This is a genomic window from Ramlibacter sp. (genome assembly GCF_013697775.1).
Taxonomy (GTDB): domain Bacteria; phylum Pseudomonadota; class Gammaproteobacteria; order Burkholderiales; family Burkholderiaceae_C; genus Ramlibacter.
In genome coordinates this window covers 1-10993 of the sequence record NZ_JACCWG010000436.1, presented here as the reverse complement: position 1 = coordinate 10993, position 10993 = coordinate 1, and the positions used below count along the sequence as shown (strand labels likewise).

9 protein-coding genes are annotated in these 10993 nt (G+C 68.9%); all 9 read right to left on the bottom strand.

Going from position 1 to position 10993, the window contains the following annotated elements; translation table 11 throughout:
• On the bottom strand, positions 1-747 hold a 747-nt coding region (locus tag H0U68_RS22185; protein ID WP_296359072.1), incomplete at its 3' end, for an aldolase/citrate lyase family protein.
• A 143-nt stretch (positions 748-890) separates the two neighbouring features.
• Positions 891-1421: a histone H1-like DNA-binding protein gene (locus H0U68_RS22180; RefSeq protein ID WP_296359071.1), complete on the bottom strand. Its 531-nt coding sequence runs from the start codon at positions 1419-1421 to the stop codon at positions 891-893.
• A 207-nt stretch (positions 1422-1628) separates the two neighbouring features.
• Positions 1629-2861 carry a ribonucleotide-diphosphate reductase subunit beta gene (locus H0U68_RS22175; protein WP_296359070.1) on the bottom strand — a complete coding sequence of 411 codons (1233 nt, stop codon included), beginning with the start codon at positions 2859-2861 and terminating at the stop codon, positions 1629-1631.
• Between the two features lie 135 nt (positions 2862-2996).
• Entirely contained in the window at positions 2997-5939 is a 2943-nt protein-coding gene (locus H0U68_RS22170; RefSeq protein ID WP_296359069.1) for a ribonucleoside-diphosphate reductase subunit alpha, read from the bottom strand.
• 313 nt (positions 5940-6252) lie between these two features.
• Positions 6253-6855 (bottom strand): 1,6-anhydro-N-acetylmuramyl-L-alanine amidase AmpD, encoded by a 603-nt coding sequence (gene ampD / locus H0U68_RS22165; protein WP_296359068.1) that lies wholly within the window; start codon positions 6853-6855, stop codon positions 6253-6255.
• Positions 6839-8365 carry a sigma-54 dependent transcriptional regulator gene (locus H0U68_RS22160; RefSeq protein WP_296359067.1) on the bottom strand — a complete coding sequence of 509 codons (1527 nt, stop codon included), beginning with the start codon at positions 8363-8365 and terminating at the stop codon, positions 6839-6841. Before H0U68_RS22160 ends, ampD begins: the two co-directional genes overlap by 17 nt.
• Positions 8365-10044 carry an ATP-binding protein gene (locus tag H0U68_RS22155; RefSeq protein ID WP_296359066.1) on the bottom strand — a complete coding sequence of 560 codons (1680 nt, stop codon included), beginning with the start codon at positions 10042-10044 and terminating at the stop codon, positions 8365-8367. The genes H0U68_RS22160 and H0U68_RS22155 overlap by 1 nt, the downstream gene beginning before the upstream one ends.
• 29 nt (positions 10045-10073) lie before the next feature.
• On the bottom strand, positions 10074-10313 hold the full coding sequence (locus H0U68_RS22150) for a PP0621 family protein (RefSeq protein WP_365732286.1): 240 nt from the start codon (positions 10311-10313) through the stop codon (positions 10074-10076).
• Position 10314: 1 nt separating this feature from the next.
• A partial coding sequence (ccsA, locus tag H0U68_RS22145) for a cytochrome c biogenesis protein CcsA (RefSeq protein ID WP_296359065.1) occupies positions 10315-10993 on the bottom strand: 679 nt, incomplete at its 5' end.

The following is a 10993-nucleotide window of genomic DNA, read 5'->3' as shown; positions in this document are numbered from 1 at the left end:
CCGCTGTGCCTGCGCGCGCGCCTCGGCGCCTGGCACCAGCGCGCGCGTGATGGCCTGCACGTGGTCCACCCGCACCAGGCTCTTGGCGCGGTAGCCGAGCCGGCGCGCATAGCGCGCCTCCTGCCCGGCGCCGTCGGCGTCGTTGAAGGTGTAGGGCGCGTCGATCGGCTCGATGCCGGCAGCGCGGCACTCCAGCACGAAGCGCTGGCGCGCGTGGTCGAGCTCGATTGCCTCGCGGCTGCGCTCGGCCCACAGGTCGGCCGCCAGGTCCTCGGCACCGAGCAGCGCATAGCGCACCCGCGCGCTGGCCGCCGCCATCTCGCGCACCGTGACCACGCCCAGGGCCGTCTCGCAGATCGGCAGGATGCCGATGGCGCCCACCACGGCGCCGGCGGCATGTTCCGCCGCCCCGATCGCCTGTTCCAGCGCAACGATGTCCGCCGCGCCCGCGGCCTTGGGATAGGCAATGAAGCCCGGCCGCGCCGCGACCACGAATGGCAGATCCAGCAACCCGTCGTCCGCCAGCCGGTTGATGCGCACGCAGACCTGTGCGCCGGCAGCGCGCCATGCCGCCATGAGCGGGCCGGTCAACGCGCGCGCTTCAGGCCGCCTCTGCGGCGGTGTGAAGTCCTCGAGATCCTGGATGAGCACCGATGCGCCGCTGGCTGCCATGGACGCGTGCGCGGCAGTGTCCGCGCCCGGCCCGAAGAGCCACGTGCGCAGGACAGGAGCGGAGGAAGAGTCCATGTCCGCCAGTATCCGCTAGCGGCAAAAAGAGCGCGCGCAATAACATGCAGCGCGCTCTCCCATGAAAAAAGCCGCAGCTTGCTGCGGCGTTTGATCTGACCAAAGCACCCGAAAAACGCGCAAGCGTTTTTCGGGTGAAGGGCCTAGGGCTTCGAAGCCGTCGGAAACGGCCAGGCTGCCTGCGGGTTCAGTGTGGTTTGCGCCGAAGGGGCAGCCGGTGCAGCAGGCGACGATGCCGCCGCGGCAGGCTTCGCAGCAGGCGCTTTCGCGGCCTTCTTCGCGCCGCCGCTCTTCTTCGCAGCAGCCTTTTTCGCCGCCGGCTTCTTCGCGGCGGCCTTCTTCGCGGTCGCCTTCTTGGCAGCGGCCTTCTTCGCCGGAGCCTTCTTGGCGGCAGCCGCCTTCTTCGCAGGCGCCTTCTTCGCGGCGGTCTTGGCCGCAGCCTTCTTGGCTGCCGGACGCTTCGCAGCAGCGGCCTTCTTCGCCGCCGGACGCTTCGCAGCCGCCTTCTTGGCTGCCGGACGCTTGGCCGCAGCCTTCTTCGCCGGAGCCTTCTTCGCGGCGGCCTTCTTGGCTGCCGGACGCTTCGCGACAGCCTTCTTCGCTGCCGGGGCCTTCTTGGCCGCAGCCTTCTTCGCAGGGGCCTTCTTCGCGGCCGCTTTCTTCGCAGTTGCCATTTCTATTCTCCTGATCTTTCGATCAACACATCAGCCAAAAAAGCACTCCACGCTTGTTGGTCGCGCGAAGCGATCCATGCGGCTGGGCCGAAGCCCAGCCTCACGAACACCGAAGCCCGTCACCGGCTTCAAGGCCGGTTGCCATGACGCCGGCCTCTGGGGGCCGGTGCGTCATGCGGGCGAATCCAAGCTCATCGCAGTTGCCGTTCAATCCCATGAAAGCGCGCCACCCGTCTGGTACTCGATCACGCGGGTCTCGAAGAAATTGCGCTCTTTCTTCAGGTCAATCATTTCGCTCATCCACGGGAACGGATTTTCCTCGTTGGGGAAGAGCGCCTCCAGGCCGATCTGCGTGGCACGCCGGTTGGCGATGTAGCGCAGGTAGCCCTTGAACATGGATGCATTGAGGCCCAGCACGCCACGCGGCATGGTGTCCTCGGCGTAGCGGTACTCCAGCTCGACGGCCTTCTGGAACAGGCCCTTGATCTCGGCCTTGAACTCGGAGGTCCAGAGCTGGGGATTTTCGAGCTTGATCTGGTTGATGAGGTCGATGCCGAAGTTGCAGTGCATCGACTCGTCGCGCAGGATGTACTGGTACTGCTCAGCGGCGCCGGTCATCTTGTTCTGGCGCCCGAGCGCCAGGATCTGGGTGAAGCCGACGTAGAAGAACAGGCCTTCCATCAGGCAGGCGAAGACGATCAGGCTCTTGAGCAGAGTCTGGTCGGACTCGGTGGTGCCGGTGTGGAAGTGCGGATCCATGATCGCCTGGATGAACGGGATCAGGAACTGGTCCTTGTCGCGGATCGACGCGATCTCGTTGTAGGCGTTGAAGATCTCGGCCTCGTCCAGGCCCAGCGACTCCACGATGTACTGGTAGGCGTGGGTGTGGATCGCTTCCTCGAAGGCCTGGCGCAGCAGGAACTGGCGGCATTCGGGCGCCGTGATGTGGCGGTAGGTGCCCAGCACGATGTTGTTGGCGGCCAGCGAGTCGGCGGTGACGAAGAAGCCCAGATTGCGCTTGATGATGCGGCGCTCGTCCTCGGTCAGCCCGTTCGGGTCCTTCCACAGGGCGATGTCGCGGTTCATGTTCACTTCCTGCGGCATCCAGTGGTTGGCGCAAGTGGCCAGGTACTTCTCCCAGGCCCACTTGTACTTGAACGGCACCAGCTGGTTGACGTCGGTCTGGCCGTTGATGATGCGCTTGTCGGCGGCGCTCACGCGGCGCGCGATCGCGGGCTGCGCGGGTGCGGACGGCGTCGCCGCCGGTGCGCGCACCGTGATCTGGGGAGTCGGGGAAGAGGAGGCGGGAACGGACGACAAGGACGCGAGGGAGAGTGCGGCTGCGGGTGCGAGGGGTGAATGCTCCGCCTCGCGGTTCGCGATGAAACCGCTCGCAGCATTTGACGGTGTGGGCGTGACTTCGTCGTCCCAGGTCAACATAGGTTTTCCAGTGCTCGGATTATGTGAGCCCTCGATGATGAATGCAAAGTGTTCATTCACATCTCGGGCGCATTTTGTTGCTTGATTGCATCGGCGTTTGTCGGAGAACGCCGATACCTCTTCACTTCATTTGGCTCATTGACATGCTTCGCACGTCGGATCGTCGATCGCGCAGAACTTGATGTCGGTCGCGGGCGTCGCATTCGCAGGCGTTTGCGCCGCTTCCATCTGCGCGCGCGCGGCGGCCGCGGCCGCATCGAGCGCCGAGATGGAGCCGTTCGACACCGCGTTCAGGCGGCCCGACTGCACGGTGGATTTCTCGGCGTGCGTGGCACTGGTGGTGCGCAGGTAGTAGGTGGTCTTCAAGCCGCGCAGCCAGGCGAGCTTGTAGGTCTCGTCCAGCTTCTTGCCCGAGGCGCCGGCCATGTAGATGTTGAGCGACTGCGCCTGGTCGATCCACTTCTGGCGGCGCGCGGCGGCTTCCACCAGCCACACCGGCTCGACCTCGAAGGCGGTGGCGTACAGCGCCTTCACCTCCTGCGGCACGCGGTCGATCGGGCGCAGCGACCCGTCGAAGTGCTTCAGGTCCATGACCATCACCTCGTCCCACAGGCCCAGGCGCTTCAAGTCGCGCACCAGGTAGTGGTTGATGATGGTGAACTCGCCCGACAGGTTGGACTTGACCGACAGGTTGCCGAAGCAAGGTTCGATCGAGGCGTCCACGCCGACGATGTTGGAGATGGTGGCGGTCGGCGCGATGGCCACGCAGTTGGAGTTGCGCATGCCGTCGGCGGCGATCTTCTTGCGCAGCGCGTCCCAGTCGAGCCTGGCGGAACGGTCCACTTCCACGTAGTGGCTGCCGCGCTGGGCGGCCAGCAGGTCCAGTGTGTCCAGCGGCAGCACGCCCTTGTCCCACAGCGAGCCCTTGTAGCTGGAGTACTTGCCGCGCTCGCGCGCCAGCTCGGTGGAAGCCCAGTAGGCGTGGTAGCACACCGCTTCCATCGACTGGTCGGCGAATTCCACCGCCTCGGTGGAGGCGTAGGGGATGCGCAGCTCGTACAGCGCGTCCTGGAAGCCCATCACGCCGAGGCCGACCGGGCGGTGGCGCATGTTGGAGTCGCGCGCCTTCTTCACCGCGTAGTAGTTGATGTCGATCACGTTGTCGAGCATGCGCATCGCCGTGGTGATGGTCTTGCGCAGCTTGTCGTGGTCCAGCAGCCTGGCGCCGCCGGGACCGCCCGCGCCGTCCTTCAGGTGGTTGATCAGGTTGACCGAGCCCAGGTTGCAGACTGCGGTTTCGGTGTCGCTGGTGTTCAGCGTGATCTCGGTGCACAGGTTGGACGAGTGCACGACGCCGGCGTGCTGCTGGGGCGAGCGGATGTTGCAGGCATCCTTGAAGGTGATCCAGGGATGGCCGGTCTCGAACAGCATCGAGAGCATCTTGCGCCACAGGTCGGCAGCCGGAATGGTCTTGCTCGGCTTGATCTCGCCGCGCTTGGCCTTTTCCTCGTAGGCCAAGTAGGCCTTCTCGAAGTCGGTGCCGAAGCGGTCGTGCAGGTCGGGCACGTTGGACGGGGAGAACAGCGTCCACTCGCCTTTTTCCATCACCCGGCGCATGAACAGGTCCGGGATCCAGTTGGCCGTGTTCATGTCGTGGGTGCGGCGGCGGTCGTCGCCTGTGTTCTTGCGCAGCTCCAGGAATTCCTCGACGTCCAGGTGCCAGCTTTCCAAATAGGCGCAGACCGCGCCCTTGCGCTTGCCGCCCTGGTTGACCGCCACAGCCGTGTCGTTGACCACCTTCAGGAACGGCACCACGCCCTGCGACTCGCCATTGGTGCCCTTGATGTGGCTGCCCAGCGCGCGCACGCGCGTCCAGTCGTTGCCCAGGCCGCCGGCGAACTTGGACAGCAGCGCGTTTTCCTTGATCGACTCGTAGATGCCGTCCAGGTCGTCCGGCACCGTGGTGAGGTAGCAGGAGGACAGCTGCGAGCGGCGCGTGCCGCTGTTGAACAGCGTCGGCGTGGAGGACATGAAGTCGAAACTCGACAGGACTTCGTAGAACTCGACGGCGCGCGTCTCGCGGTCGATCTCGTTCAACGCCAGGCCCATGGCCACGCGCATGAAGAAGGCCTGCGGCAGCTCGATGCGGGTCTTGCGCACGTGCAGGAAGTAGCGGTCGTACAGGGTCTGCAGGCCCAGGTAGTCGAACTTCAGGTCGCGTTCGGGCTTGAGCGCGGCGCCCAGCTTGCGCAGGTCGTACTGCAGAAGCTTCTCGTCCAGCAGCTCGGCTTGCACGCCCTTCTTCACGAACTCGGGGAAGTTGTCGCAGTAGGCCTCGGCCCGGTCCTGCGGCGCCACGTCCCGGCCGACCACTTCCTTGAAGATGGTGTGCAGCAGCAGGCGCGCGGTGACGTGGCTGTAGTCGGGGTCCTTCTCGATCAGCGTGCGCGCGGCCAGGATCGAGGCCTTGTAGACCTCGTCGATCGGCACGCCGTCGTACAGGTTGCGCTGGGTCTCGGCGTAGATCGGCTCCGCCTGCACGTCGGCGCCCAGGCCGCGGCAGGCGTCGGCGATCAGCTCCTTCAGGCGCGCGATGTCCAGCGGAACGCGCTGGCCGTGCTCCAGCACGTGGAACAGCGGCTCCAGCGGCGCCTCGGGCTGGCCCTGCTTGGCGCGCTCCTGCGCGCGGCGCTCGCGGTACAGCACGTAGGCGCGCGCCACTTCGTGGTGCTCGCCGCGCATCAGGCCGAGTTCGACCTGATCCTGCACGTCCTCGATGTGGAAGGTGCCGCCGCCGGGGCGCGAGCGCACCAGCGCGCGGATCACGGCCTGGGTCAGCTGGTCGACCGTCTCGCGCACGCTGGCCGAGGCCGCGCCCTGGGAGCCGTGCACCGCCAGGAAGGCCTTCGTGATGGCGATGGCGATCTTGTCGGGCGCGAACGGCACGACGGCGCCGTTGCGCCGGATGATCTGGTGGTGCGCCAGCGGGTTGGCGGCGGTGTCGGAGGCGGGGGAAACGGGGGAAAGAGTGGAGAGAGGGACGGCGTGGGCGCCAGGTGTGCTCAAGGCAGTTTGCATCAATGTTCCTCGGCTGCAGTTATTTTTTGCGAGGGCGGAGTTTACCCGCCCTGGTACGCCGAGGCACTATATATAGGGTCTGAAGCCTTTTCAAGCACTATAGGTAGTGGTTCTCCTGGGGAGGGAGGTGCACATCCCTGTGGATATCAGGTGCGCAGCGCGCCACGGTCGGGCACTGGGCCGCGCCGTTGCGTGAGGGCGCATCCACAAGCGAGCATCGGTGCGGCTTCGCGCCCGATTTCGCCGCGCAGGCCGCGCTCCGCCGATGTGAAAAATTGTGACGCGCCGCGCGACGCGGCGCAGAAATCGCACCCTACGCAGCGAACCATTCGCGCGGCCAGCCCAGGCTCGCGCGCAACAGCGGCCAGTCGAAACCGCTGCCCGGATCGGGCTTGCGGCCCGGTGCGATGTGCTCGTGGCCTGCCACGTGGCGGATCGGGTAGCGCTGGCCGATGGCGGCGCACAGGCCGGCCAGCGCCTCGTACTGCGCGTGCTCGAACGGCTCGCCGTCCAGGCCCTCCAGCTCGATGCCGACCGAGTCGTCGTTGCAGTTGGCACGGCCGCGCCACTGCGACGGGCCGGCGTGCCAGGCGCGCGCGCCGCAGTCGGCGAATTGCCACAGCTCGCCGCCGCGGCGGATGTAGAAGTGCGCCGACACCTGCATGCCGACGATGCGGCGGAAGTACGGATGGGCGTCGAAGTCCAGCGTGTTGGTGAACAGCCGCTGCACCTCGTCGCCGCCGTACACGCCCGGCGGCAGGCTGATGGAGTGCACCACGATCAGGTCGATGCAGGCGCCTTCGGGGCGCGCGCCGACGTTGGGCGACGCCAGGCGGCGTGCGAAGCGGTACCAGCCGTCGTCCCACAGCGCGGACGCGGTGCCGGGGCCCGGGGGCGGTTCAGCCGGGCGCGTCATCGGCGTCTTCGGCGCCGGCATCGGCGGCGCTGTCGCTGCCGGGCACGGCGATCTGCAGCCGCGCGATGCGGTAGCGGATCTGCCGCAGGCTCAGGCCCAGCCGCTGCGCGGCGGCGGTGCGGTTGAAGCCGGTGTCTTGCAGCGCGCGCACCAGGATGTCGCGCTCCTGCTGGTCCAGGTAGGCCTGCAGGTCGCCGGGCAGGGCGGTGGGCAGCGCGCGCTCCGGCACGGCCGCGGCTGCCGTGGACGCCGCCGCAGGCATTTGCGCGGGCGCGAAGTCGATCTGCAGCTCGTCGCCGTCGGACAGCGCCACCGCACGGTGCAGCAGGTTCTCCAGCTCGCGCACGTTGCCGGGCAGCGGATGGGCCGCCAGCTGCGCCACGACCTGCGGCGACAGATGGGGCGCCGGCATGCCCGACTCCTGCGCGATGCGCGCCAGCAGCGCCTCGCACAGCGCGGGCAGGTCCTCGCGGCGCTCGCGCAGCGGCGGCACCATGATGTCGATGACGTTGAGGCGGTAGAACAAGTCCTGGCGAAAGCGCCCCGTGGCCACGTCGGTGGCGAGGTCGCGGTGGGTGGCGCTGACGATGCGCACGTCCACCGTGTCTTCCTGGATCGAACCCAGCGAGCGCACCTGGCGCTCCTGGATGGCGCGCAGCAGCTTGGACTGCATCGGCAGCGGCAGGTCGCCGATCTCGTCGAGGAACAGCGTGCCGCCGCCCGCCGCCTGGAAATAGCCTTCGCGGTCGGCGGTGGCGCCGGTGTAGGAGCCCTTCCTGGCGCCGAAGAATTCGGCCTCCAGCAGCGTCTCGGGGATGGCGCTGCAGTTGACCGCGACGAACGGCCCGTCGGCGCGGTGGCTGCAGCCGTGGATGGCGCGCGCCACCAGTTCCTTGCCGGTGCCGGACTCGCCGCGCACCATCACCGGCGCCATGCTGCGCGCCACCTTGCCGATGCGCTCCTTGACGGCGCGCATGGTGGCCGACTCGCCGACCATGCACTGCAGCGCGGCCTGCGCCTGCACCGGCCGCTCGCCGCTGGCGGGGGCGCCGCTGCCGCCGTTGCCATGACCGGCGTTGCCGTTTCCGTTGCGCACCGCCGCCAGCGGCGCGCGCGGACTCGCCATGCCGGCATCGGCCACGGCGGAGGCCACCACGGCGCGGAACTGCTTCAAGTCCACCGGCTTGGTGAGGTAGTCGAAGGCGCCCGCCTTGAGCGCTTCCACCGCGTTCTCGGCCGAGCCGTAGGCGGTCATCACGATGCAGCGTTCGGCGCGCTGCTGCTGCGCCATGCGCTGCAGCAATTCCAGGCCCAGCCCGTCGGGCAGGCGCATGTCGGTGATCACCGCGTCGAAGCGCTGGGCGTCCAGCAGCTTCCAGGCCTCGGCCAGGCTGCTGGCGGCGTCCACGCGGTAGCCTTCCCGCAGCAGGGTCAGTTCGTACAGGGTGCGCAGGTCGGGCTCGTCGTCGACCACGAGCACTTGCGCGGCGGAAGCTGCGGGTTGGGCCATCACGCGCCTATTGTGTCAAACGGCGGCGCGGGCGCAACGGCCGGCGGCACACGGAAGTGGATGAAGAAGTCGTTGCCCTCCGGCGCGCCGTCGCTGTCGCCGCGCGCCGCGCGGCGGTAGCCGATGGAGGCGCCGTGGCGCTCGCACAGCTCGCGGCAGATGTACAGGCCCAGGCCGCTGGAGCGGCTCTCGGAGGAGAAGAAGGGCTCGAACAGGTGCCGCTGCACGCCCTGCTCCAGCGGTTCGCCGTCGCTCCACACGCGCAGGTCGGCGCGGCCGTGCAGCGCCGAGGTTTCCACGCAGATCGAATCCCCCGCCGCGCCCGCGTAGCGCAGCGCGTTGTCCAGCAGGTTGACCAGCACGCGCCGCAGGTGGTCGGCCTCGAAAGCGACGCGCGCGCCCGGCGCGGCGAGCACCAGGTGCAGCCGCCCCGCCACGGCAGGGGTGTGCCGCGTCCACTCCTCGCAGGCGGTGGCCACCGCCGCATCCAGCGCCAGCCAGGCGGGCGGCGTGCCCTGCTGCTGCACCCGCGCGATGTTGAGGATCTCGTCGACGATGCGCGCGAGCCGCTGCGCGTTCTGGCCCACCAGGGCGCTGAGGCGCCGCTGCCCGGCATCGGTCAGGTCTTCCTCCAGCAGCGCGTTGGCCTGCGCGATGGCGGCCAGCGGGTTGCGGATTTCGTGCGCCACGGCGGCCGACATGCGGCCCATGGCGGCAAGCTTTTCGGTGCGCAGCCGCGCCTCCATCTCGCGCAGGTCCTGCAGGAACATCACGCACAGGCCTTCGGACTGCGGGTCGTGCGGCGGCGTGAGGCGCGTGCGCACGTGCACCAGCTGGCGCTCGCCGCCGGCGCGCGCCAGCGCCACCTCGGCCGTCTGCGGCTGCTTGTCCAGGAAGGTACGCCGCACCAGCTGCGCGAGCGGGTGCCAGGCGGTACGCCCGTTCAGCGCGAACGGGGCCGCTGCCGGCGTGCCGTCGCCCAGCAGGTGGCGCGCCGCGGGATTGGCGGTGTGCACGTGCTGTTCGGCCGAGACCACCAGCACGCCGTCGCCCAGGTTCTCGATCACCAGCTCGTTCACCTGGGCCTGCACGCGCGCCGCCATGCGGCCGCGCCGGGCGGCGCGCTCCTCGCGCGACAGGCGCGCGGCCAGCTGGTTGGCCAGCAGCGCGATGGCGAAGTAGCCGATGCCGGTGAGGCCGGCCTGCAGGAAGCGCGAGGCGTCGATGCCCTGCTGCAGCGCCCAGATCCAGGCGTCGCCCAGCAGCAGCAGCGTCACGCCGGCGGCCGTGCCCAACGCCAGCAGCGGCGAGCCCAGCACGCCGGCGGTGAGCACTGGCAACGCGAACAGCGGCAGGTAGTTCAGCCCCGCGGCCTGCAGGAACTGCAGCGTGGAAAACGCCATCAGGTCGACGCCGATGGTGGAGACCCACTGCGGATCGAAGGCGTTGCCCGGCGGCGCCGGCTGCGTCAGGGTGCGCACCGCCAGCGCCGCGGTGAGGTAGGTGGCGCACAGGCCGATCATCCAGCCGTTCACCGTGTGCGGGCCGCCCAGCACGTAGAGCACCGCGAACACCACGGTGAGCACCAGCGCGATGGTCACGCGCGCCGTCATGAAGCCGCGCCACAGGCGGTGGAAGGCCGAGTCCTCGGGCACCTCGGCCACCGGCGCGGACACCATGCTGCCGAAGGATGACGGCGTGGCCAGCGTCAGCCCCCCGGCGCGCGCAAGCGGTGTTCCTGGCTGCAGTAGAGCCGGCCGTCGCCGCCGGCCACCGCGTCGCCGCGCGGCAGGTGCACCGAGCACACCGGGCAGCACACCATGTCCTGCGGGCTGCCGGCGCGCGGCGCGGCACCCGGGCGCGGGCGTGCCTGCGCGATGCGGCCGTTGCGCCACCACATGTAGACGACCACGGCCAGGGCGAGGATCAGCAGGTATTTCATGGGCATGTCAAACCGCGCGGCGCAGCAGCACTTCGAGCACGAAGCGCGAACCCACGTAGGCCAGCAGCAGCAGCAGCGAGCCGGTGTAGAGCACGCGCACCGCCTTGCGGCCGCGCCAGCCGAAGCGCGCGCGCCCCAGCAGCAGCGCGGCGAAAGCGCACCAGGACAGCATCGAGAACACCGTCTTGTGGTCCCACTTCCAGGGTTGGCCGTACAGCGATTCGCTGAAGAAAAAGCCGGCCAGCAGGGTGGCCGACAGCAGGATGAAGCCGGCGGTGGCGAAACGGAAGGTCAGCCGCTCCAGCGTGAGCAGCGGCAGACCCGCGCGCGGGTCTGCGGCCTGGCGGAACTGCCGCTCGGCTCGCGTCATGAGCCACGCATGCACCACCGAGGCGGCGAACAGCCCGTAGGAGGCGATGCCCAGCGCCCAGTGCAGCGGAAGCCACGCGGAGGCGCTCGCGTGCAGCGGGCTGCCGGGAAAGGCCAGGGCCAGCAGCACCGCGGCGGCACCCAGGCCGGCCAGTGCCCAGCGCGCCTGCAATTGCGGAAACAGCTGGCTTTCCACCGCATACACGGTCAGCACCAGCCAGGCCGTCATCGACACCGCGGGCGCGAAGCCGAAGCGCGGCTCGGCGCCCAGCACGCCCCAGGCGAGCAGCGCGCCGTGCAGCACCCAGGCCACCAGC

Coding starts and splice junctions, on each gene's coding strand:
- H0U68_RS22180 (WP_296359071.1), bottom strand. CDS start 1,421: ATGGCAACTGCGAAGAAAGCGGCCGCGAAGAAGGCCCCTGCGAAGAAG.
- H0U68_RS22175 (WP_296359070.1), bottom strand. CDS start 2,861: ATGTTGACCTGGGACGACGAAGTCACGCCCACACCGTCAAATGCTGCG.
- H0U68_RS22170 (WP_296359069.1), bottom strand. CDS start 5,939: ATGCAAACTGCCTTGAGCACACCTGGCGCCCACGCCGTCCCTCTCTCC.
- ampD (WP_296359068.1), bottom strand. CDS start 6,855: ATGACGCGCCCGGCTGAACCGCCCCCGGGCCCCGGCACCGCGTCCGCG.
- H0U68_RS22160 (WP_296359067.1), bottom strand. CDS start 8,365: ATGGCCCAACCCGCAGCTTCCGCCGCGCAAGTGCTCGTGGTCGACGAC.
- H0U68_RS22155 (WP_296359066.1), bottom strand. CDS start 10,044: ATGGTGTCCGCGCCGGTGGCCGAGGTGCCCGAGGACTCGGCCTTCCAC.
- H0U68_RS22150 (WP_365732286.1), bottom strand. CDS start 10,313: ATGCCCATGAAATACCTGCTGATCCTCGCCCTGGCCGTGGTCGTCTAC.